Genomic DNA, 23,725 nt, shown 5'->3' on the forward strand with positions numbered 1-23,725 from the left:
GGCCTCTCGATCACCGCGGGGGGCTCGGGAGAGGATGCCCGCATGACTGCTCGCCGTCTTCCTCCTCGCCGCTTGTCCACGAGTGCCCCCGCCGCCCAGGGCGTCGACGCGTCGGGCGTCCACGCCTTCCTCGACGCCCTGGAAGCCGACCCGGGCATCGAGCCGCACGGCCTGATGATCCTGCGGCACGATCATGTGGTGGCGTCGGGCTGGTGGGCGCCGTACACCCCGGACCGCCTCCATCTCCTGTACTCCCTCAGCAAGAGCTTCACCGCGACGGCCGTGGGCCTCGCGGCCGGCGAGGGGCTCCTGGGCCTGGACGACCCGGTGATCTCGTACTTCCCGGAGTTCGACGCCGACATCACCGACCCGCGCAGCCGCGCGATGCTCGTACGGCATGTGGCGTCCATGGCCAGCGGTCACCTCGAGGAGACCTACGAACGGGCGCACGCACTCGACCCGCACGAGCTGGTCCGCGGCTTCCTGCTGCTGCCGCCGGACCGGGATCCGGGGAGCGTCTTCGCCTACAGCCAGCCCACCACGTACACGCTGGCCGCGATCATCGAGCGGGTCACCGGCCAGTCGGTGAGCGCGTACCTGCGGCCGCGCCTGTTGGATCCCCTGGGCATCGGCGAGGTGGCGTGGACGCGGGACCGGGCGGGCCGTGAGCTGGGTTTCAGCGGGCTGCACGCCACCACCGACGCCATCGCCCGGCTCGGCCTGCTGTACCTGCGGGACGGGGTGTGGGAGGGCGAGCGGCTGCTGCCCGACGGGTGGGTGGCCGAGGCGACCAGCGTGCACGTCGCGAACGACGACGGCACGCTGCCCGACTGGCGGCAGGGCTACGGCTTCCAGTTCTGGAGGTCCCGGCACGGATACCGCGGCGACGGGGCGTACGGGCAGTACTGCCTGGTGCTGCCCGAGCACGACGTGGTCGTCGCGATGACCTCGGCGAGCGAGGACATGCAGGCGGTCCTGGATCTGGCCTGGGAGCATCTGCTGCCCGCCTTCGGGCCCGAACCACTGCCTGGCCGGCAGGAGGAGGACGCGGCCCTGGCCGAACGGATGGGCCGACTGGCGCTGCCGCCGGCCCCGGGCAAGCCGGCGCCGCCGGATCGGGTGGAGGCCTGGTCCGGCGCCGAGTTCACCCCTGACGACGTCGTGCGCCGGACCCTGCGGGCGCTGACCGAGGCGCGGGTGTCGGCGGACGGAGAGGGCTGGTGCCTGACGCTGGTCGAGGACGGCCACCGGCTGGACCTGCCGTTCGGGCTGGGCGGTTGGACGGTCACCGAGGAGCCGGTTCCCGTCGCGTCCGACGGGGGATGGACCGACGCGGGCACCCTTGTCGTCGACCTGGCCTGCCTGGAGACCCCGCACCACCTGGTGGTGACGTGCTCGCTCACCGACCGGACCTTTACGGCGCGGTGGAGCACGCAGCCGCTGCACGGCGGGCGGATCCGCTCGATGAAGGCTCCTCGCGGGTCAGTCTGAGGGCTGTCGGAAGGTGTCGAGGAAGGTGTCCAGCGCCTCCCGGTTCGCGCTGTCGTTCCAGTCCGCGGCCGGGGTCGTCCAGCGCAGCGAGTAGCCGCGGCCTCCTCCGATGAGGAAGCCGCGGCCGAACGTGCGCACGCGGGTGCCGTCGACGTCGGCGAGCCACTCCATGTCGGCGGCCTCGTGCCCCTGGTACGTCCTGGCGCGTATCTCGCCGATCCGCCGGTAGTCCCCCGACGTCTTGAGGTCCGGCTCGACGTCGTCCCGCCACACGGCGACGGCGTCCTCGCCCACGCGTTCGCTGTAGGTGACGGCGAGCGTGCGCGGGTCGTCCTTCGCGCCGAGGACCACGCGGTACGCCAGATCGGACTGGCGCGTGGTGCTCAGCGGCTTCCAGCCCTTGGGGAGGGCCACGGAGAAGCCCTCGGGGGAGTGGTAGACGCTGTATCCGGAATGCAGGCCGTTGCCCTCCGGGGTCACCGTCGGGGTCGGTGTCGGTGTCGGGGTGGGCGTGGGTGTAGGTGTGGGTGTCGGCGTTGTGGGTGACGGTGTCGCCGGCGGCCGGGAGGTCTGTCCGCCGGTGCCGTCGCCGGGTGCGACGGCGGAGGCGGAGGGGGAGGGACTCGGCGGCGCGTCGCTCGCGGAGGTGCTGGTGCCCGGCAGTTGGCGGGTCACGGCCAGGACGGCGACGGCGACCGTGACGACGGCCAGGGCGGTACCGGCGACCATGGTGCGCCTGCTCCACCCCGGGCCCGCCGTGTACATCCCGCGCAGCCGGGGCCTGGGCATCGAGCTCATGGCCATGTCCGGGTCCTCGTTGAGGACGCGGGTGAGAGCGTCGCGGACCACCGGGCGGGTGAGGCGTTCCGTGGAGTTCTTGCGCAGCAGACCCTGTACGGTCTGGGTGAGCGGCCCGGCCCGCAACGGCGCCCGCAGCGGCAGCCGGTCCACGCCCTTGAGGGTGGACTCGGGCCGGTCCCGGTCGCGGTAGGGCGGACGGCCCTCGATCATCGTGTAGAGGATCGCGCCCAGCGCCCACAGATCGGCGGCCGGCCCGATGCGTTCGTCGCGGGCCTGTTCCGGGGAGGCGTACGACGGCACAGCGACCCTGGGTGCGAGGGTCGCGCCGGCCAGCCCGAAGCCGGTGACGACGACGGTGCCTCCCTCCCGTACGAACACCTGACCGGGGCTGAGTTCGCCGTGCGTGATGCCCTCGCCGTGCGCCGCCTCCAGCACGTCGAGCAGCTCCAGGCCGATGCGTGCGGCCCGCACGTAGTTGAACGGGCCGTGTCGGCCGATCACTTCGCCCAGCGGGATGCCGTCGATGCAATCGGTGACGGTCCACAGGGTGTCGGACTCCACGACGGCGTCGACGACCGGGGTGATCCGGCCGGGGCACAGCAGCCCCAGGGTCTCCGACATGTGGATGATCCGCGCGGTGACCCGGCGGGCGTTCTCCCCGTCCGGGTCGGCCGGCAGCCCGATCTGGGTGAGCAGACAGGGGCGCTCGACCTGGATGTCCTCGCCGTACCAGCAGATGCGGTTGGTCTCGCGGTGGAGGACCTCCAGGAGCCGGTACCTTCCGGCGACCAACTCGTGTGTGGAGACGTGCGCCTTGACCATGGTCATCCCTCGCTGAACCCCTGGCTCTCACCTTTCACAGAGGTACGGTGGCCGCGGCGGGATATGTTCAATGAATCCTCAACTGAACGGCGTCTCTTTTCTTTTGTTCATCCGCTGTACGACCGGTCAGTAGGAACTGTCCGTCGACGACCGGAGTTGACACCTCAGCGCAGTCCGAACCGCTCGGACCAGGCCAGGACGTCACCGGTCGTCGTATTGCCCCCGCACACCACGAGTCCCAGCCGGGCGCTCTCACCGACCCGCTGCAGGACCCGCCGGGCCGCGGGAAGCAGGCAGCCGGCAGCGGGTTCGGCCCACACCTTGGCGTGCTCGGCGAGTTCGAGCGAGCCCCGCACCGCCTCCCGGTCGGAGACCACGAGCACCTCGGTGACCAGGGCCGACGCATGGTCGTACGTCAGTTGCGACACGGACGGCGCGCTCAGCGTGGACACGATCGACGACAGCGGGACCGGTACCGGCCCGCCCGCCGCCAGCGCCCGGGACATGGCCTCGGCGCCCTCGGTCTCCACACCCCAGATCCGCAGCCCCGGACGGCGGGCGCGCAACGCCGCAGCGACACCGGCGATCAGCCCGCCGCCCCCGACACTCACCAGGACGTCGGTGAGGTCGTCGGCATCCTCGGCGAACTCCAGGCCGACGGTGCCCTGTCCGGCGATCACCACGGGATCGTCGAACGGGTGCACCAGCGTCAGCCCCTCGTCCCGGAGCCGGGTCGCGAGCGAGAACGCGGCGTCCATACCGTCGGTGAGTCGCACCGACGCGCCCGCCTCCCGCACGATCTCGACGGAACGGGCGGGCGCCGAACCCGGCATGACGACCGTCGCCTTCACGCCGAGGGCCGCCGCCATGGCCGCGAGGGCGATCCCGTGGTTGCCGCCGCTCACCGCCGCGACCCCGGCCGCCCGCTCGGCCCCGGTCAGCGCGAGCAGCCTGGCCGTGGCCCCGCGCGCCTTGAAGGAGCCGGTGCGCTGAAGCAGTTCCAGCTTTGCCGTGACAGGGACACCGAGCAGCGCGGACAGGCCGGGGCTCGGCACCGTCGGGGTGCGTACGACGTGTCCGGCGATCTGCTCGGCCGCGTGCTCGATGTCCGTGATCCCGATCAAGGCACTCATCCTCCCGGCGCGGGGCGATGATCCAGGCCGTCTCGCACTCTGGCGTGCGAGGCGGCGCGGGTCAACCCGGTATTACGCGGGTGAACCCGGCATCAGAGGTCGCGCCGTACGAGGAAGTCCAGCAGCGACCGCAGGTCGTCGGCCGCGCCCGCCACGATCGGCACGTCGGCGATGGCCGACTCGACGGCGGCGACATGACGGCGCGTCTCGGCAAGCGCCGCTGCCCGGCCACCCGTCTCGTCGATCAGCGCGGCAGCCTCCTCGGGCTCCCCGGCGCCTTCCAGGACAGCGGCGAGCCGTCCGGCCACGGGACCTGTCGAGTCGAGCGCCGCCAGCACCGGGAAGGTCTTCTTGCCCTCCCGCAGATCGCCGTGGACGGGCTTACCGGTGACGGCCGGGTCGCCCCAGATCCCCAGGACGTCGTCGACGACCTGGAACGCGATCCCGAGATGCCGTCCGGCCCGGTCGAAGGCGCTGACCACGGCGGGCGGCGCTCCGCCGAGCAGGGCGCCCAGCGCGGCCGCGCAGCCCAGCAGCGCGCCGGTCTTGTGCTCGGCCATCGTGCGGTACTCGCCCGGCCGCACCCGGCGCGGCCCCGTCCACGGGCGCGTGGCGAACAGCAGGTCGTCGGCCTGGCCGCGCACCAGGTCGCCCAACGCGACGGACAGCAGGCGCAGGGCCCCGGGGCCGGTCGGTGTCGCGGCGAGCGTCTCCACGGCCAGGGCGAACAGCGCGTCACCCGCGAGGACCGCCGGACCCGTCCCGTACGCCTTCCACACGGTCGGGCGGCGGCGCCGGGCCGCGTCGCCGTCCATGATGTCGTCGTGCAGCAGGGAGAAGGTGTGCACCAGCTCGACCGCGACCGCCGCCGGTACCCCGGCCGGCCCGGGCGCACCGGCCGCCTCGGCCCCGAGTACGGCGAGGGCCTGCCGCAGCCCCTTGCCGCCGGGTGCGAGGGTGGGCCCGCCGCCGACCTCGCACCAGCCGAAGGAGTACGCGGCCATCTCACCGACCCACGGATGCATCCGCCCGACGGCTTCCCGCAACGCGGGCCGCACCAATGTGCGGCAGCGGCCGAGGACTTCGGGCGCGGCTGTGGCCGACGTCAGCGCCGTCACCGCACGACCTCCGCCCGCAGGCCGGAGTGTTCCCGCGCCCGCGAGCTGTCCTGCCCCGGTGCCGGCAGCCCGGACGCCTTCTGGACCCGCAGGCCGGAGTGTTCCTGCCCCCGCGAGCTGTCCTGCCCCTGTGCCCGCAGGCCGAACTCCTCTTCCGCCCGCGCCACCATCGTGCGCGCGTGCCGCAGGCCGATCCGCTCCAACGCCACCGCCAGGTCGGCCAGTTCGGCTGCGGTATCGGCGCGGTCGCGGCCCAGCCGGGCCAGGGACTTGGCCAGCCCGAGCCGGGCCAGGGCCTCCCCGCGCGGCTCGCTCATGGCACGGAACTCCGCCAGCGCCCTCTCGTACTGGTCCCGGGCCTCGCCGTAACGCCCGGCGCGGTAGAGGACGTTGCCGCGCATCTTGTGGTTGTAGGCCAACGCGCCGGACAGCTTCATCGCGCGGCACGTCGTTTCCGCCTCGGACAGTAGGGCGAGCGCCCGCTCGGTGTCGCCGTCGCGCACGGAGACGACGTCGGCGAGGCCGCGCAGCGCCCAGGCGTGCCCCCGCCGGTCGTCGGCGCGCGCGGCGATACCGGCCGCCTCCTCGAACATCGCGTATGCCATGTCGTACGCGCCGGTGTTGCGGTGCATCTGCGCGATGCCCTCCAGGGCCCATACCGTGTGCCGCGCCTCGCCGCGCCGACGGGCTTCGGAGAGCAGCTGCTCGTGCAGCCTGCCGACAGCCTCGTAGTCACCCTGGATGCGGCCGGTCTCGGCGAGGCCCGCGAGGGAGTAGCCGCGGACGACGATGTCGCCGCCGCGCTCTCCCAGTTCGGCCGCGAGGTGAAGCAGTCGCCGGGCCAGCGCCAGGGAGCCGCGCTGCCGGGCCAGCGTGCCGCCGCTCCACAGCGCCCAGGCCATCGCTGCGATGTCCCCGGCCGCCCGGGCCGCACGGTAACTCGCCTTCCACGCCCGGTCCGCCTCCCCGATCCGGCCCAGCCGGCGGTGTGCCTCGGCGACCGCCAGCCCGGAGCGGGCCGCCTCCCCGTGCTGACCGGCTCGCTCGGCGGCCCTCAACTGCTCGGTGCCGGCGGCCAGTACGTCGGTCAGCGAGGAGTTCACGGACAGAGTGGTGAGGGCGCCCTGGTACTCCGGGGCGAATGCCTTGCCGTACATGCATGCCTTTCGGTCGGTATACACCTTGTCTATACATTGCATGTATACATAGAGCGTATAGTGCGTCGGAAATCAGCCCCGGCCCGAAGGCCGGGGCTTGGTCTGTTGCCGATCAAGACGCGGACGGAGCCGAACGGGTTGCCCGTGAGGCGCAGATCACTTCATGGGGCTCAGTGCTGCTGGGCCTTCTGGGGCGTGGCCTCGCTCGGCCGGACGACGACGTAGCCCTGGCCCTGGAGCATCAGCTGCACGGCCTCTCCGGAACCGCCGCGCAGCATCGACCCGATGGACTGCGAACGGTGCAGCGAGGTTCCCAGTCCCGCCGTCCAGCCGACGACCGCGTCCGTGTCGACGTAGACCGGGTACTGCGGCGAGACCGGAATGACCAGCGGGTTGCCCTCGCACACCAGGCCCAGCCTCCCGTGACCGGTGAAGACGCTGTTGAAGAGACCGCCGCCGGTGATGCCGGCGCCCTTCACGGTGGCTATCCGGTACGACAACGTGGCGTCGAAACACAGGACGTTGCGGCCGTTGACGGTGAACTCGTCGCCGGGGTCCACCTCGACGACGAAACAGTTCTGCGCCTCGTGAGCGAACCAGGCCTCGCCCTGCCCGCGCACGGCCATGAGCGCGAGGCCCTCCCCGGTGACCGCGCGCTTGAGCATGCCGCCCACGCCTTGGCCCTTGCGTTCGAACTGCAGATTGCCGCGGTAGGCGACCATCGCCCCCTGGCGGGCCAGCATCTCGCCGTGCACCGCGTACTTGATGCACTTGGAGTTCTCGACCGTCATGCCCGGCGCGGAGGCCGGCTGCACCATGTGCTCGCTGGAAAACAGGTCACCCTTCATGCAGGCATCCTGTCCCGGAGGGATGCCCTCCGCCAAGATCGCGGGTCGGGGCGTTTTCCTCCGGTCCGGCTGTCCCGGCCGAGCCCGTCTCGGGAACGGCAGCTTCAGGCACCGAACAGCTGTGTCCAGTACGTGCCCGCCGGGCCGCCGCCCGCGAAGCCGACCCCTATGCGGGTGAAGGTGGGCTTGAGGATGTTGGCACGGTGACCGGGGCTGTTCATCCAGCCCTCCACGACCTCGGCGGGGGAGCGCTGCCCGCAGGCGATGTTCTCGCCGATCGAACGCAGAGTGGAGCCCGCGGCGGCGGCCCGGTCCCAGGGCTGCGTGCCCTCGGGCGAGGTGTGGGAGTAGAACGCGCGGGCCGCCATGTCCGTGCTGTACGCCTGCGCGGCGGCGGCCAGCGGCGGATCCACCGCGAGGCGCGGCAATCCGGCCCGGGCCCGTTCCCGGTTGGTGAGTTCGACGACGTCGGCCTGCGTTCGCGCCAGCTCGGCGGGCGTGAGGGGTTTGGCCCAGAGCGCGGTCCAGAACGTGTCGCCTGATCGGCCGTCGGTGATGTATGCCAGTCCGGCGTGGGTGAACGCCGGGTCGTGCAGGGTGCGCCGGGGCTGTTCGGTGCGCAGGCAGTACGCGACGAACTCGGCGGGGGTGCGCGGGCCGGAGACCAGGTGCTCGCCGACGGTGACATACGCGTATCCGGTGGCGGCGACGCGCTGGTGGAGGGAGACGCCGTCCGCACCCTCGACGCCGAGCCGCCCCGCCGAGGCCATGACGGACGCGTGGGCGTGCGCCGCGGTGGCCAGACGCGTGTCGAGGGCGACCGGAGGTGAACCGGCGGCGGCCCGGGCGGAGTTGACCAGGCCGAGGAAGCCGTCGGGGTCGGGGGCCGACGATATCCGGCGTGCCGTCCGTGGCGGCCGGGTTGCCGGGAAGGAGGGGGACGGCGCCGGGCGGGTCGTCGGCGCCGGTGGGTCGTCGGCGACGTCCACCCCGAAGTCGCGGGCCAGGCCCGCCAGTCCGTCGGCGTATCCCTGGCCCAGCGCCCGCAGCTTCCAGCCGTCGCCGCGCCGGTAGATCTCCGCGAGGAGCAGGACGGTCTCCTGGCGCGGGCGTGGCGGGACGAACCGGCCCAGGGGACGGCCGCTCGCGTTGGTGACGTGCAGGGTGGGGGCGGGCAGCCGGCCCAGCGAGGTGGCGGGATCGGCCGGGCTGACCAGCACGGTGAGCCGGGTGGCGCCGGCGCGCAACCGCGGTGGGTCGACGATCAGCGTGTCGCCGTGCAGGCGGGCGCCCGGAGCGGCCGGCTGGTTGTAGAAGACGAAGTCGTCGTCGCCCCCGACCTTGCCGTCGTCGTCCGTGATGAGCGCGGACACGTCGAACGGGCCGGGGACCCGGACGGTCACGGGACCGCCCGGGAGGGGCAGATTGCCCCCGGGGACCAACTCGCTCATCGTGCCGCCCTGATGTCGTCGTTCGGGACCCCTGGGGGGTCGTCCGGACAACGTGCGTCAGCGCGCGAGCGTTCCCCGCCTCGCCCGCCCACCCGGGTCAGTCCAGGGCGATCCCCGGAGCGATGTCCTCATGCCGTTCGACGGGAGCGGCAACGCCGCGCGCCGCCTTCGTCCGCTTGCCGCAGAACGCGGACTCCAGCGTGCCCAGCATCGTGTTGAGGACCTCCCCGTTGTTGGAGGTGTTGGCGAGCGCGCTGAGGCTGCGTCCACCGTCCTTCGTGGTGAAGGCGTACGTGTAGTAGCCCTGGACGGCGCCCGTGTGGCCGTACACGGACACACCGCACGACAGGTTGCGGCGGCGCAGGCCGAGCCCGTACGCCTGCGAAGTGCCCGCCGGCATCCACCGCTGCATCCGCGCCAGCTGCGCGGCCGAGGTCAGCCGGCCGCTGAGCAGGGCGGTGAGGAAGGTGTTGAGGTCCCGGGTGCTGGAGATGAGCGCGCCCGCGCCCTGCGCCCAGGACACGGTCTGCCGGGTGGCGTCGACCAGTGCGGCGCCCGCCTGGTCGGGGGTGAGATAGCCGCGGGCGTGGCGGCCGGGGATCTTCGTACCGGGGTGTGCGTAGAAGGTGTCGCTCAGCTTCAGCGGGTTGATGATCCGGTTCTGGTACTCGGTCCGCAGGGAGTGGCCGGTCAGCTTCTCGACGAGCATCCCCGCGACGACGAAGTTGGTGTTGGAGTAGGAGTAGGCGGCGCCCGGCGCGTTGGTCCGCGGCCGGCGCAGCGACCGCTCCACCAACTGGCGGGGGGTGAAGACCTTGGTGCGGACGGCCTCGAACCCCGGGACCGTCCTCGCGAACATATCGTTCGTGTAGTCGTACAGCCCGCTGCGATGGCTCAGCACGTGCCGCACCGTGATCCGGCCGTCCGGCAGCAGACCCGGCAGATAGCGGTTGACCGACGAGCCCAGCTTCAGCTTCTTCTCGTCGACCAGTTGCAGCAGCACCGTCGCGGTGAAGACCTTGGTGACGCTGCCGATGCGGAAGCGGTCGGCGTCGCCGATGGCCCGCAGTGTCTTCCGGTTCGCGACGCCCGCGGCGGCCAGGCGAACCGTGCCGCCGTCGTCGATCCGGGCCATCGCGCCGGGCGCGCCCTGCTTCAGTGCCTTGCGCAGGACACCGCGCAGACCGGCGAGATCGGGTTTGGGCAGCGTGCCCGCCGCGGTCGTGCCGGCTTCGATGGCCGTCGATTCCCGGGGTGCGGCCTGCGCGGGAACCGCCAGCAAGGACAGCAGAACCGCCCCCACCACTGTGCCCCTGCGCGCCATTGCAGATGCCATGCGACTGCTCTCCTGTTTCTGTCGGCGAGTCACATCCGCACAATGGGCACACGGTTGGCCACTCGGTGATCACTGCGCGATGCGGATAGCGCAGTATCGCTTCCGAATTGCCTGAAATCGACCATTTCGCGAAGAGGTCCACGGCCGTTCCAGAAGTGGCCGCACCGCGATGCGAATTCTGCTTCTTTTATTGACGACAGAAAAGAACCCCTCTAGGTTCCCGGCCATGCGCCAGACGCACAGCGCCGAGACGTTCCCCGTCAACACCCCGGCCGCCGCCCAGATCTTCACCATCGTCCTGTCCCAAGGCCCCCTCGCCCGCCTGGAGGTGGCCCGGCGGGCCGGGCTGTCACCGGCCGCCGTCACCAAGGCGGTACGGCCGCTGATCGAGACCGGATACCTGGTGGAGGACGCCGACGAGGAGGCGCGACCCGCGCTCGGGCGGCCGGCGAACCTGGTGCGGGTCGACGGCGGGCGGGCGCTCTTCCTCGGGATCAAGGTGACCGGCGACGAGATCATCGGCGTGCTCACCGACCTGTGCTGCCGGATCCGCGCCGCCTGCCACGTACCGCTGACGGACCGTGACCTCAAGGTGGTGCTGGCCGGGACGGCGGACGTGGTCCAGGAACTACTGACCGAGGCGGCCGGTCTTGGTGTGGGCGTCCTGGGCCTCGGTATCGCCGTCTCCGGTGACGTCGATCGCGGCGCGGGTGTCGTCCGCTACTCGCCCTTCCTGGAGTGGCGCGACGTCCCGCTCGCCGAACTCACCGCCACGACCACGGGGTTGCCCGTCACCGTCGACAACGACGTGCGCGCGCTGACCGTCGCCGAGCAGTGGTTCGGCGCGGGCGTCGGCCTGTCCGACTTCGCCGTGGTGACGGTCGGTGCCGGCATCGGCTGCGGCCTCGTCGTACACGGCCGGGTGGTCGCCGGTGCGTATGGCGTGGCGGGCGAGATCGGTCATGTGACCGTCGACCCGGCCGGACCCTTGTGCCACTGCGGCAACCGCGGCTGCGTGGAGGCGATCGCGGGAGACGCCGCGATCCTCAGACGGATCCGCGAGACCACGGGCGTCGAGGTCGCCGACACGGCGGAAGCCGTACGGCTCGCCCGCCGCGGGGTTCCCGGAGCCCGCGAGGCGTACGCGCGCGCGGGCGAGGCGATCGGCCGGGGCATCGCCACCGTGGCCAACCTCCTCGGCCCCGAGCGCGTGATCATCTCCGGCGAGGGCCTGGCCGCCCACGACCTGTTCGCCGAGCAGATCCGCGACTCCTTCGCCGCGGCCGCCTTCGGCTCCGCCGCGCAGTGCGACGTACAGACCCGCCCGCTGCCCTTCGAGGAGTGGGCGCGCGGGGCCGCGGCCACCGCCATCCAGTCCTTCATCCGAGCCGACACCTAGAGCGTGCCCTCGCGCGCCCCGACCACCCACCCACCCGCCCACCCGCAGAGCCGACCCCGGGAGGTACGACCCATGTGGTCATCCTCGTACTCCGTCCTGCCCGCACGCGCCCTCAGAGCCGTGGTGGTCCTGGCCCTCGCAGCCGGAGCCGTCACCGCCGCCCCGGTGGCGCAGGCCGTCACGGCCGCCCCGGAGCTCGCCGCCAAGCCCTACATGGGCTGGTCGAGCTGGAGCATGCAGTCGTCCAAGTACCCCGGCCTCAACCCGGACGGCGAGTACAGCTACCTGACCGAGGCGAACGTCCTCAAGCAGACCGACGCCATGGCCGCCAAGCTCAAGAAGTACGGCTACGAGTACGTCAACATCGACGCCGGCTGGTGGCGGGACAGCGCCTGGAAGCCCGCCTTCGACGAGTACGGGCGCCAGAAGGCCGACCCGGTCCGCTTCCCCAGCGGCATGAAGGCCGTCGCCGACCGCATCCACGCCAAGGGCCTCAAGGCCGGCATCTACCTGCCCGCCGGCCTGGAGAAGGAGGCGTACGGCGCCGGCAAGGTCCCGGTCCGGAACGCCGAGGGCTGCACGACCGCCGACATCGTCTACGGCGACCTGCGCACCACCAACGGCTGGGACAGCTCCTACAAACTCGACTTCTCCCGCCCCTGCACCCAGAAGTACATCGACTCCCAGGCACAGCTCATCGCCGACTGGGGCTACGACTTCCTCAAGCTCGACGGCGTCGGCCCCGGCTCCGGCAAGAGCGGCGACCAGTACGACAACATTGCCGACGTGGCCGCCTGGAACAAGGCGATAGCCGGTGCGGGCCGCCCCATCCACCTCGAGCTGTCCTGGTCCCTCGACATCGGCCACGCCGCCGACTGGAAGAAGTACTCCAACGGCTGGCGCATCGACACCGACGTCGAGTGCTACTGCAACACGCTGGTCAGCTGGGAGAACTCCGTCGACGACCGCTGGGACGACACCCCCGCCTGGACCCGGCACGCCGGCCCCGGCGGCTGGAACGACCTCGACGCCCTGGACGTCGGCAACGGCGATATGGACGGCCTCACCAAGGCCGAGCGGCAGAGCTACGCCACCCTGTGGGCCATCGCCAAGTCCCCGCTCTACACCGGCGACGACCTCACCCGCCTCGACTCCTACGGCCTGTCCCTGCTGACCAACCGCGAGGTCATCGCCCTCAACCAGGGCGCCGCCCCGCCCGCGCGCCCGGTGACCGCCTCCGACCCCCAGCAGGTGTGGGCCGCGAAGAACCCGAACGGCACCTACACCGTCGCCCTGTTCAACCTCGCCGACGCGCCCGCCGCCGTCACCGCCGACTGGTCCACCCTCGGCTTCACCGGCAAGGCCGCCGTCCGTGACCTGTGGAACCACGAGGACCTCGGCACGTACAAGAACAAGGTCACCCAGGCCCTCCCGGCCCACGGCTCCCGCCTCTTCACCGTCACCCCGCAGGGCAGCGCGCTCACCACGACCGCCTACGAGGCCGAGTCCCCGGCGAACGCCCTCGGCGGCAACGCCTCCCCGGCCGACTGCTCCACCTGCTCCGGCGGCAAGAAGATCGGCAACCTGTACCTCGGCGGCAAGCTCCGCTTCAACGACGTCGTGGTCGGCAAGGCCGGGACCTACTGGATCAAGGTCGCCTACGTCAGCGGTGACGCCCGCTCCGTCGACGTCTCCGCGAACACCGGCGGCGCCACCCGTCACAAGTTCCCGTCCACCGGCGACTGGGGAACCGTCGGGACGGTCAGCGTGCCGGTCGCGCTGAAGGCGGGCAGCAACACGGTCACCTTCGACAGCAGTACGGGCTACGCCCCCGACATCGACCGCATCGACGTCCCGAAGACGTCCTGACCACCCACCCCGGAGCGGAGCCCCCATGGACACCGACCGGCCTTCCGGCCAGCTGCCCAGACGCAACCTCCTCGCCCTCGCCGCGATGACCGGCGCACTCGCCACCCTGCCGACGTTCACCGCGACCGCCACCCCACAGCGGCCCGCCGACTCGCCCCTGCCCGGCCGCGACGCACGCCACGGACTGTGGTGGCAGGCCCCCGCCGACGACCGCTCCATGATCGAACAGGGCCTGCCCGTTGGCAACGGCCGTCTCGGAGCCCTCGCCGGCAACGACCCGGGCCGTGAAGTCCTCCTGATCACCGACGCCACGATGTGGACCGGCGGCCTCAACGACTCCCTCGATGCCGACGGCCAATTCCCCTACGACCGCCAGAACTTCGGCTCCTTCACCCTGCTCGCCCGCCTCACCGTCGACATTCCCGACCACGACCTGTCCGCCGTCTCCGGCTATCGCCGAGACCTCGCCCTCGACCAGGGCGTGGTGACCACGTCGTACGTCCGCTCCGCAGTGACGTACCGACGGCAGCTCTTCGCCAGCCACCTCGACGACGTGATCGTGCTGCACTTCACGCAGAGCGGCGGCGGCCACCACACCGGCACCCTCACCCTGGAGGGCACGCACGGCGAGGGACCCGCGACCTCGTTCGGCGCCGCCTTCCCCAACGGCCTGCGCTACGGCGCCGCGGTCACCGCATACGGCAGCGGCGGCCGCGTCGCCGTCGACGGGCCGCGGGTCTCCTTCTCCGGGTGCAGGGAGCTCACCGTGGTGGTGAGCGGCGGCACCAACTACACACCCGACGTCGCCACCCAGTACCGCGACCCGTCCCTCGACCCCGAGCGGCTGGCCCGCACCAAGGTCCGCGCCGCCGCCGCACACTCGGCCGACACGCTCCTCCGCACGCATGTCGCCGACTACCGAGCCCTGTTCGGCCAGTTGGATCTCAGTCTGGGCGCCTCGTCGGCCGAGCAACGCTCCCTGGACACCTGGGAGCGATTGAGGGCGAGGGCCCGTGACGGGGTGCCGGATCCCGAACTGGAGGCCGCCTACCTGCAGTTCGGCCGGTATCTGATGATCTCGGGATCCCGTGGCAGCCTGCCGCTGAACCTCCAGGGGCTCTGGCTCGACGGCAACGACCCGGACTGGATGGGCGACTACCACACCGACATCAACATCCAGATGAACTACTGGATGGCCGACCGCGCCGGCCTGTCCGCCTGCTTCGACGCGCTCACCGACTACTGCCTCGCCCAGCTCCCGTCCTGGACGGACCTCACCCGCCGACACTTCAACGACCCACGCAACCGCTACCGCAACTCCACCGGCGAGATCGCCGGCTGGACCGTGGCCATCTCGACCAATCCCCACGGCGGCAACGGCTGGTGGTGGCACCCCGCGGGCAACGCCTGGCTGTGCACCACGCTGTGGGAGCACTATGAGTTCACCCGGTCGTCATCCCATCTGGAGAGGGTCTATCCACTGCTGAAGGGGGCCTGCGAGTTCTGGGAGGCGAGACTGCTCACCACGACATTGCCCGGCACCTCCCGGGAGGTTCTCGTCGCCGACAGTGACTGGTCACCGGAACACGGACCGCTCGACGCGAAGGGCATCACCTACGCCCAGGAACTGGTGTGGGCGCTGTTCGGCGTCTACTGCACCGCATCGGCGGAATTGAAGAAGGACACCGGGTACGCGGACACGATCGCCTCGTTGCGGCGGAAGCTGTACCTGCCCACCGCGAGCCCGAAGACGGGCTGGCTGGAGGAGTGGATGTCGCCCGACAACCTCGGCGAGACCACCCACCGGCACCTGTCCCCGTTGGTCGGTCTGTTCCCCGGCGACCGCATCCGCCCCGACGGCTCCAGTCCGGCCGACATCGTCGACGGCGCCACCGCCCTGCTCACCGCACGCGGCATGGAGAGCTTCGGCTGGGCGAACGCATGGCGCGGCCTGTGCTGGGCCCGTCTGAAGAACGCCGAGAACGCCTACCAGCTGGTCGTGAACAACCTCCGCCCCTCGACCGGCGGCGGCAACGGCACCGCCCCCAACCTGTTCGACATCTACGAAGTGTCACAGGGCCGGGGCATCTTCCAGATCGATGCCAACTTCGGCACACCGGCAGCGATGATCGAGATGCTCCTCTACTCCCGCCCGGGCCACATCGAACTCCTCCCGGCCCTGCCCGACGCCTGGGCGCGGACCGGCTCCCTCACCGGGGCCGGCGCGCGCGGCGGGTTCGTCGTCGACCTGGACTGGCGGGACGGCAGGCCGACTCACGCGCGGATCCGCAGCGTGGGCGGCCGGACCACGACGGTGGCGTTCGGCGACAGGGTCCGGACCGTGAGTCTGAAGCCCGGGGAGTCCGTCACGTTGCAGGACCTCGTGCGGTGAAGGGCCGTCTCGCGCGTGCGGGCCGCGCGGTCGTCGTACTGCTGCTGGCCTCCGCCTGCCAGTCCACGTCCACGCCCAACGGGGCGCCCGACGTCCCCGCCGGTGTCGTCACCTGGGGAGCGAGCGCCGACCGCTTCGGCGAGGCATCCGCCGACCACGGCTACCGGCTCGTCGTGCACACCAGCGTCGGGGGCCGCGATCCGCGGATCCGGCTCTCCAACGCCTTCGGGGACCGGCCGGTGACCTTCGACAGCGGGTACGCCGGCCTCCAGAAGGCGGGCGCCGAACTGGTCCGCGGCAGCAACCGGAGGCTGACGTTCGGCGGAGCGCGCTCCGTCACCGTCCCCGCCGGGGAGACCGTACTGAGCGACCCGCTGCCGGGCAGGCTGCCCGCCGCGACCAACCTGGTCATCAGCATCCACACGGCCGACGCCTCGGGTCCGGCGACCGGTCACTGGATGGCCATGCAGACGTCCTACGCCACCCCGGGCGACCACACCGCCGAGGAGAGCGCCGCGAACTGGACGCAGACCACCGGCTCCTGGTTCTACCTCGACGCAGTCTCCGTTCGGGCGGGCGCGGACACCGGAGCCGTCGTCGCGCTCGGCGACTCCGTCACCGACGGCTGGCAGTCCACCAACGACAAGAACCGCCGCTGGCCCGACTACCTCGCCCGCCGCCTCCAACAGGCGGACACCGTCGTCAAAGGCGTCGCCAACGAGGGCATCTCCGGCAACAAGGTCCTCGCCGACGGCGCCGGACAGAGCGCCCTGAACCGACTGGACCGGGACGTGCTGTCCCAGCCCGGCCTGCGCACCGTCTTCCTCTTCGAGGGCGTCAACGACATCAAGGCCCACACCGGCGTCACCGCGGACGATCTGATCGCTGGCTACCGCGAGATCATCGACCGGGCGCACGAGGCCGGCAAGTGCGTGGCCGCGGCCACCGTCGGCCCTTTCAAGGGCTGGTCCGAATGGGACCCGGATGCCGAAGCCGTCCGCCGGGAAGTCAACGAGTTCATCAGGACCGGCGGCGAGTTCGACACCGTCACCGACTTCGACCGCATCCTCCGCAGCCCCTACGACTCCGAACGCATCCACCCCACCTTCGACGGCGGCGACCACCTGCACCCCAACGACAAGGGAATGCAGGCGATGGCCGACGCCGTCGACATCGAGAGCCTCGACTGCGCCGACCCGCTGCCCTAGCTCAGGACGACGCGCCGCGGCCCGACCCGCTCGGCTCCGGAACGATCAGACCCTCCCGATAGGCGACGGCCACCGCCTCCGTACGGCTCGCCGCGCCCAGCTTGGCGAGGATGTTGGAGACATGGACGCTCGCCGTCTTGCCGCTGATGAACAGCTCCTCGCCGATCTGCCGGTTACTGCGGCCGAGGGCGAGGAGTCGCAGCACATCCCGTTCGCGGGCGGTGAGGATCGCGGCACGGTCGGCGGCAGACGGGGTGTCCGACAGGCGGCCGCGTCGGATCAGGGAGTTCAGCTGATCGAGGAGCGGTGTCGCTCCGAAGCGCAGGGCCGTCTCCCGGGCCGTGCGGGCCTGCACGGCCGCCTCCTCGCGCCGGTCGGCCGCCAACAGGGCCTCGGCCAGCCGTAGTTGGCAGCGCGCCCGCTCGTACACGTCGCCGAAGTCGAACGCTTCGACCGCCTTCTCCCAGACCGCGGCATCCGGCCCGGTCACCGCCCGCGCACACTCCGCCTCCGCGCGGGCCAGCCACGCCTGCCCCTCGGGCCCCTGCGGTATGCGGTCCTCGCCGCGTACGGCCGTGACGCGGGCCAGGTCGCGGAGTTCGGTCGCCGTGTCCGCCCAGCCGCGAGCCCCGGCCTCGTCCCCGGTGCGGCGGAGTGCGGCGGCCCGGTCGGCCACCGCGGAGAGCGCGAGGGCGGCCAGCCGGACCGTGACGTCCGGAAGGGTGCCCGCGTCGTCGGTGAGAGCCGCGACGGTGGACCGCATCCGCTCCACGGCCGCCTCCGGCTCCCCGCGCTGCGCCGCCGCGTCGGTCAGCACGATGCCCGCGACGAGCGTGGCCATCCAGTCGAACTGCCCCTCCAGCAGGGCGTGGGCCCGGTCGGCGGTCTTGAGGTCGCCGCGCGCCAGCGCCACGTACAACACGGGCCCGACCGTGTACCCGCCGGCTGCCGGAAGCACCTCGGCGTCCGCGCTCGCCGCACTGACGCACTCGTCCCAGCGGCCCAGCGTGTACAGCACCAGCAGCCGGAGGTAGCGCATCTCCAGCGGATACGTCGAGGACAGCAGCCCGGCGCGCCGGGCCCGGTCCAGCCCCTCGGTCAGCCACGGCAGACACTCGTCGAGGTCACCGGATTCGAAGCAGCCGACGGCGAGGTTGAACAGGGCGCGCATCTCCACCGGCGCGTTGCCCGCGCTGCGGGCGAGGTCACGGGCCTCCCGCAGCCGCTCCCGCCCCTCCGGCGAACGGCGGCCGCCACCTTCGAGATTGGCCAGGGAGACGAGCAGATCGGCCTGGGCGTCGGTCACGCCCAACTGCTCGGCGACGACCAGGGCCTGACGGGCGACCCGCAACGCGGTCTCGTTCTCACCGACCTGACGCGCCGTCATCACATGCGTGGCCGCCGCCCACACCCAAGTGCTGGACGGGGGCTCGGCGGGGATCAGGGCCAGCGCCTCGCTGCTGTAGGCGAAGGCGGCCGTCAGGCTGTCGACCGTCATCAGGTTCCCGGCGAGCGTGTACCGCACCCGGGCGGCCAGCTCCGAGTCCGCGTCCTGGCCGACGCCCGCGAGCGCGGCCCGGGCGAGGGAGACGGCCCGGTGCGCCTCCCCGGCGTGCGCGGCCGCCGCCGAGGCGCGCAGTGTGAGCGTCACCCGGTCGACGCCCTCGGCGGTGGGCCGTGCCGGCGCTTCCACCGCCGACCACAGGTCGAGGACGGCTTCGAGGTGTCGTAGCTCCTCGGCGGGCGCGCCGACCCGCTGGGCGTGGTCCGCGGCCTCCAGCGAGGCGGCGAGCGCCTCGGGCAGGTCGTGGCTCTCCCGGTAGTGGTGGGCCCGCTCGGCGGCGCTCTCGGCCCGGTGGCCGCGACCGGCGAGCAGCCGGGCGAACGCGCCGTGCAGCCGGGACCGTTCACCCGGGAGCAGGTCCGCGTACACCGCCTCGCGGGCCAGGGCGTGCCGGAAGGCGTACGTGTCGCCTTCTTGGGGGGTCAGCAACTGCCGCCCCACGGCCTCGCGCAGCGCCGACTCCAACTCGTCCTCCGGAAGCCCTACGGCTTCCCGCAGCAGGTCGTGCTCGACGCGGCGCCCGGCGACCGCGGCCGTGCGCAGCACCTGCTGGGCGGTCTCGGAGAGCTGCTCGAAGCGGATGAGGAGGAGGTCCGCGAGACCACTGGGCACCCCACCGACGTCCGTCTCCGTGGCCGCGACCAGCTCCTCCGCGTAGAAGGCGTTGCCCTCGGCGCGCTCGACGATCCGGCGGACCGTGGCGTCCGGCAGCGGACGGTCCTCCACCGCGCGCACCAGGCGCGCCACCTCGGCGTCGGCCATCGGGCGCAGTTCCAGCCGCTCCACGGCGGGCAGCCGCACCAGCTCGGCCAGCAGCGGACGCAGCGGATGGCGGCGGTGCAGGTCGTCCGCGCGGTACGAGGCGAGCACCGCCAGCCGGTGGGTGGGCGCGCCGCCCGCCGCCCGCTGGAGGATGCCCCGGCTGAGCAGGAACCGCAGCAAGTCCCGGGAGGACTGGTCGGCCCAGTGCAGGTCCTCCAGGACGAGCAGCAGGGGAGCGATGTCCGCCAGGTCGGCCAGCAGCCCCGCGATGCCCTCGAACAGCCGCAGCCGTCCGCCCGTGTCCCGCACGGCGTCCGTGCCGCCGCCCAGCAGCCGGTCGACCACCGGGTGCGCGTCGAGGGCGCCCGCGAACCGCTCGTCGCCCGCGACCACGCCCAGGACCTCGGTGAACGGCAGATACGGCAGACCCACGTCGCCGAGGTCGACGCAGTGCCCGGTGAGCACCGTCATGCCGGCCCCGGCGGCCCGCGTGGCCACCTCGTCCAGCATCCGCGTCTTGCCGACCCCGGCGTCCCCCGCGATCAGTACCGCCCGGGCTTCACCGCCCCGGGCGCGCTCCAGCAGCCCGGAGAGCCGGGCGAGTTCTTCTTCCCGGCCGATCAGCGGAGTGGTGCTTGAAATCGTCGGCACGAATCCATCCTGGCACGTCACACTGACAGTGCCGTGTGACCAGGGGCGACCGGACCGGCCTTCAGGGGCGCAGGGCTGTATCGGTATGCGGCTCCGCCGCGTGGGCGCGACCAGTCACGAACGACCCGCAGTCGGACTGACCGGTCCGGAACTCCTGGGCGCGCACTACCGCAACACCCGAGCCCAATCGGCCGGCACCCGCCCCGCAGGCCCCGGCACCGGCTGGTCCGCGGGATGGCTGGCCGGCGCCGCGAGTTCCGGCCCGGCCTCGTACATCTCCTTCGTCGCGAAGTTCCAGTACCAGCCCTCACCGGGCTCGAAGCTCTGCACCAGCGGGTGCCCGGTGGCCCGGAAGTGTTCGGTGGCGTGCTGGCCGGGGGACGAGTCGCAGCAGCCGACGTGCCCGCACTGCGCGCAGCGCCGCAGATGGAACCACCATCCGCCGGCCGCGTCGCACTCCACGCACCCGGCGCCGCTCGGCGGAACGCCGGGGTCGAGGCCTTCGATCGCGTTGTCGCTGGTCATGCCGGCTCCTCGGGTGCTGTGTCGGACTCCGCGGCGGTGAGCGGGAGAAGGACCTGGAAACGGGTGTCACCCGGCTCGGACTCGACCTGGAGCGTGCCGTGGTGCTTGTTGACGACGATCCGCCAGGAGATGTCCAGGCCGAGGCCGGTGCCCTCGCCCACCGGCTTGGTGGTGAAGAACGGGTCGAAGATACGGCCGCGGACCTCCTTCGGCACCCCGGGCCCGGTGTCGCGGAACTCGACCAGCAGCCGGTCGTTGTCGAGCGCCGTCCGCACGGTCAACGTGCCGTCCCCGCCAACGCTGTTGATGGCCTGGACCGCGTTGTCGATCAGGTTGGTCCACACCTGGTTGAGTTCCGCCGGGTAGGCCGGGATCCTCGGGGCCGTACGGTCGTACTCCTTGACGACCTTGATCCGCGGGCCGATCTTGCCCGACAGCATCAGCAGGGTGCTGTCGAGGAGTTCGTGGACGTCGGCGACCTGGTAGGGGGCCCGGTCCAGCTGGGAGTACTGCTTGGCGGCGTCGACCAGATGGGAGATCCGGGTGGTGGAGTCCGCGATCTCGTCCATCAACAGCTCGGTCTCGACCGTGTAGTTGAGCCACCCGATCGCGCTGGGCAGGAGCTCCCCGTCCACGGCCGCGGCGACCTGGTCCAGCCAGTCGATGTCGAGCCCTGCCTGTACGAAGGTGGGGGCGAGCCGCCAGCCCTCGGCGATGTCGTGGTCGTCGAGCCAGTCGGTGAGCGCGTCCTCGCGGTCCGAGGCTTCCAGCGGGCTCAACGCGGCTGCCTTGGCGACGAGTTCGGCGGTGCGTTCCTGGATGTCGATGAGGTTCGCCAGGGTCTCCGGCGAGAACGAGCCCGAGGAGATCACCCGCAGCTTGTGCCGCATCTTGCCCACGCGTTCCCGCAGGGTCGAGGTGGCCCGTACGGCCGCCGCCGCGGGGTTGTTGAGCTCGTGGGTGAGTCCGGCGGACAACGACCCCAGGGCCAGCAGCCGTTCGCGCTGCCCGATGGCCCGCTGTGTGCTCTTCGCACCGAAGAACAGTCCCTCCAGCAGATGCACCGCCATGGGGAACCATTCCCTCATGATGCTCGCGAACGTGTCCGCGGGCAGCACGAAGAACCGCGTCGGCTCGGTGACGCGCATGGAGTTGTTGTACATCTGCGGCACCCGGTCACCCAGATACGCCTGCATGGACCCCGCGTACACCCCGCGCTGCGAGGTCCGGTTGACCTCCACGTCGTCGCCGCCGACCCGGCGGGAGAGTACGACCGTGCCCTCGAGCAGGACGTAGAAGCAGGTGGCGTGCTCGCCCTCGGCGTAGACGGGACCGGGCTCGAACTTCTCGATCCGCCCCTCGCTGCACAGGCGCCCCAGCTGCTCGGGGGACAGCTTCTCGAACAGGAACAGCGACCCGATCTCCTGCGGGCTGCACGGCATGAGCTGCCCGCTCACGACTGCTCCAGATACCGGTGGACGAGCATCACGGCCATGGCTCCCTCTCCGACGGCGGACGCGACCCGCTTCGCCGACTCGGCGCGGGCGTCACCCGCGACGAACACGCCGGGAATGCTGGTCTCCAGATGGTACGGCGGCCGGTCCAGCTCCCAGCCCGCCGGCGGCCGCCCGTCGGGGGTGAGGTCGGGCCCGGCCAGGATGAACCCGTGGTCGTCCCGCAGCACCGTGCCGTCCAGCCAGTCGGTCAGCGGGGCCGCGCCGATGAACACGAACATCCACTGCGCGTCGACGAGTTCGGTCGCCCCGGTACCGACGTCGCGCAGCGTGAGCTGCTCCAGATGGTCGGAGCCGTGCGCGGCCTCGACGACCGTTCCGCAGCGCACCGAGATGTTCGGCGACTCCTCGATCTGCTGGATCAGGTAGTAGGACATCGACGCGGCCAGCGACTCCCCGCGCACCAGCAGCGTCACCGACTTGGCGCCCCGGGCCAGGTACATCGCCGCCTGCCCCGCCGAGTTGGCGCCGCCGACGATGTACACGTCGTGGCCCTGGCAGGAGGATGCCTCGGTCAGCGCGGAGCCGTAGAAGACTCCGCAGCCCGTCAGGTCGCTCGTGCCGGGCGCCTGAAGCTGCCGGTACGACACGCCGGTCGCCAGGATCACGCTGTGCGCGGCGATGGCCGAGCCGTCCGAGAACCGTACGACCCGCGCGGAGCCGTTGATCTCCAGTCCCGTCACCTCGCGCGCGGTGAGGATCTCGGCGCCGAACTTCGCCGCCTGCCGCCGGGCCCGCTCGGTGAGCTGCCCTCCCGACACGCCGTCGGGGAAGCCGAGGTAGTTCTCGATCCGGGAGCTCTGCCCGGCCTGTCCGCCGGTCGCCGACCGCTCCACAAGCACGGTCCGCAGCCCCTCGGAGGCGCCGTACACGGCCGAGCCGAGTCCGGCCGGGCCGCCGCCGATGACGACGAGGTCGTAGAAGTCCGCCGCGGGCGTCGTGGCCAGCCCCACCCGTGCGGCCAGCTCGGGGGCCTCCGGCTCGACCAGGGGTGAGCCGTCCGGGGTGATCACGAGCGGCAGCCGCTGCGCGTCATGCCCGGCCGCCGCCAGCAGGCGCTGCCCCTCGGGCTCGTCCGCCGAGTACCAGCGGTAGGGCACCTGGTTTCGGGCCAGGAACTCGCGCACGTCCGACGAACGCGCCGACCAGCGGTGTCCGACCACCTTGGTGGCGGGCACCGGCCGGTAGTCGCTGGACCGCCAGGCCTCCAGGAGGTCGTCCAGGACCGGGTACAGCTTCTCCTCGGGTGGGTCCCACGGCTTGAGGAGGTAGTGGTCGAGATCGACGACGTTGATCGCGTCGATCGCCGCGTTGGTGTCCGCGTACGCGGTCAGCAGCACCCGGCGCGCACCCGGATACACGTCCAGGGCCTGTTCGAGGAACTCGATGCCGTTCATCTGCGGCATGCGGTAGTCGGCCAGGATCACGGCCACCAGGTCTCCGCGCAGCTTCAGCTCACGCAGGGCCTCCAGCGCGGACTCGCCGGACTCCGCGCGCACGATCCGGTACGACTCGCCGTAGCGCCGTCGCAGGTCCCGGGCGACGGCTCGGGAGACTCCCGGGTCGTCGTCCACGGTCAAGATGACGGTCCGCGTCGCGTCCGCGGCCTGTGCCATACGTCTCCCACCCCGAGGTTCCGGACTCACGGCACGGCGATCCCGTGATCGTGCAGCCACCGGGCCGG

Annotated in this window: 16 protein-coding genes; 5 read left to right on the forward strand and 11 right to left on the reverse strand. The window is 71.9% G+C overall.

Going from position 1 to position 23,725, the window contains the following annotated elements; translation table 11 throughout:
* Window positions 1-42: 42 nt before the first annotated feature.
* On the forward strand, window positions 43-1,491 hold the full coding sequence (locus ACFYO2_RS37380; protein ID WP_388358490.1) for a serine hydrolase domain-containing protein: 1,449 nt from the start codon (window positions 43-45) through the stop codon (window positions 1,489-1,491).
* Here the strand turns inward: ACFYO2_RS37380 and ACFYO2_RS37385 are convergent.
* The 7 genes from ACFYO2_RS37385 to ACFYO2_RS37415 form a co-directional block, all read right to left on the reverse strand.
* Window positions 1,483-3,120, reverse strand: coding sequence for a serine/threonine protein kinase (locus ACFYO2_RS37385; protein WP_388358493.1), 1,638 nt, complete (start codon window positions 3,118-3,120; stop codon window positions 1,483-1,485). The two genes, ACFYO2_RS37380 and ACFYO2_RS37385, sit on opposite strands and share 9 nt — an antisense overlap.
* A 158-nt stretch (window positions 3,121-3,278) precedes the next feature.
* The gene (locus ACFYO2_RS37390; protein WP_388358495.1) at window positions 3,279-4,238 is read right to left on the reverse strand and encodes a threonine/serine dehydratase; all 960 of its coding nucleotides are present in this window, start codon (window positions 4,236-4,238) and stop codon (window positions 3,279-3,281) included.
* Window positions 4,239-4,339: 101 nt separating this feature from the next.
* The gene (locus tag ACFYO2_RS37395) at window positions 4,340-5,365 is read right to left on the reverse strand and encodes a polyprenyl synthetase family protein (RefSeq protein WP_388358498.1); all 1,026 of its coding nucleotides are present in this window, start codon (window positions 5,363-5,365) and stop codon (window positions 4,340-4,342) included.
* Window positions 5,362-6,522, reverse strand: a complete 1,161-nt coding sequence (locus ACFYO2_RS37400; protein WP_388358501.1) for a tetratricopeptide repeat protein — start codon at window positions 6,520-6,522, stop codon at window positions 5,362-5,364. Before ACFYO2_RS37400 ends, ACFYO2_RS37395 begins: the two co-directional genes overlap by 4 nt.
* Window positions 6,523-6,692: 170 nt before the next feature.
* Window positions 6,693-7,370 carry an AIM24 family protein gene (locus ACFYO2_RS37405; protein WP_388358504.1) on the reverse strand — a complete coding sequence of 226 codons (678 nt, stop codon included), beginning with the start codon at window positions 7,368-7,370 and terminating at the stop codon, window positions 6,693-6,695.
* 104 nt (window positions 7,371-7,474) lie between these two features.
* Window positions 7,475-8,821, reverse strand: a complete 1,347-nt coding sequence (locus tag ACFYO2_RS37410; RefSeq protein WP_388358506.1) for a CAP domain-containing protein — start codon at window positions 8,819-8,821, stop codon at window positions 7,475-7,477.
* 97 nt (window positions 8,822-8,918) lie between these two features.
* Complete coding sequence (locus ACFYO2_RS37415; RefSeq protein WP_388358508.1) at window positions 8,919-10,157, reverse strand: serine hydrolase domain-containing protein; 1,239 nt, start codon at window positions 10,155-10,157, stop codon at window positions 8,919-8,921.
* Window positions 10,158-10,383: 226 nt separating this feature from the next.
* Between ACFYO2_RS37415 and ACFYO2_RS37420 the strand changes: the two genes are divergently transcribed.
* The 4 genes from ACFYO2_RS37420 (at window position 10,384) to ACFYO2_RS37435 (ending at window position 17,025) form a co-directional block, all read left to right on the forward strand.
* Window positions 10,384-11,556 carry an ROK family protein gene (locus ACFYO2_RS37420; protein WP_388358510.1) on the forward strand — a complete coding sequence of 391 codons (1,173 nt, stop codon included), beginning with the start codon at window positions 10,384-10,386 and terminating at the stop codon, window positions 11,554-11,556.
* 72 nt (window positions 11,557-11,628) lie between these two features.
* Entirely contained in the window at window positions 11,629-13,425 is a 1,797-nt protein-coding gene (locus ACFYO2_RS37425; RefSeq protein ID WP_388358512.1) for an alpha-galactosidase D, read from the forward strand.
* Between the two features lie 25 nt (window positions 13,426-13,450).
* Window positions 13,451-15,817: a glycoside hydrolase N-terminal domain-containing protein gene (locus ACFYO2_RS37430; protein WP_388358515.1), complete on the forward strand. Its 2,367-nt coding sequence runs from the start codon at window positions 13,451-13,453 to the stop codon at window positions 15,815-15,817.
* A complete protein-coding gene (locus ACFYO2_RS37435) occupies window positions 15,814-17,025 on the forward strand; it encodes an SGNH/GDSL hydrolase family protein (protein WP_388358517.1) in 1,212 nt (403 codons plus the stop codon). Before ACFYO2_RS37430 ends, ACFYO2_RS37435 begins: the two co-directional genes overlap by 4 nt.
* 1 nt (window position 17,026) lies before the next feature.
* Here ACFYO2_RS37435 and ACFYO2_RS37440 read toward each other — a convergent pair whose 3' ends face one another.
* The 4 genes from ACFYO2_RS37440 to ACFYO2_RS37455 form a co-directional block, all read right to left on the reverse strand.
* Window positions 17,027-20,002 (reverse strand): AAA family ATPase, encoded by a 2,976-nt coding sequence (locus ACFYO2_RS37440; RefSeq protein WP_388358520.1) that lies wholly within the window; start codon window positions 20,000-20,002, stop codon window positions 17,027-17,029.
* A gap of 165 nt (window positions 20,003-20,167) precedes the next feature.
* Window positions 20,168-20,527 (reverse strand): UBP-type zinc finger domain-containing protein, encoded by a 360-nt coding sequence (locus tag ACFYO2_RS37445; protein ID WP_388358523.1) that lies wholly within the window; start codon window positions 20,525-20,527, stop codon window positions 20,168-20,170.
* Window positions 20,524-21,984, reverse strand: a complete 1,461-nt coding sequence (locus ACFYO2_RS37450) for an ATP-binding protein (protein WP_388358526.1) — start codon at window positions 21,982-21,984, stop codon at window positions 20,524-20,526. Before ACFYO2_RS37450 ends, ACFYO2_RS37445 begins: the two co-directional genes overlap by 4 nt.
* On the reverse strand, window positions 21,981-23,657 hold the full coding sequence (locus ACFYO2_RS37455) for an FAD-dependent oxidoreductase (RefSeq protein ID WP_388358528.1): 1,677 nt from the start codon (window positions 23,655-23,657) through the stop codon (window positions 21,981-21,983). Before ACFYO2_RS37455 ends, ACFYO2_RS37450 begins: the two co-directional genes overlap by 4 nt.
* Window positions 23,658-23,725 lie beyond the last annotated feature (68 nt).

It is taken from the genome of Streptomyces sp. NPDC006602 (assembly GCF_042870385.1).
Taxonomy (GTDB): domain Bacteria; phylum Actinomycetota; class Actinomycetes; order Streptomycetales; family Streptomycetaceae; genus Streptomyces.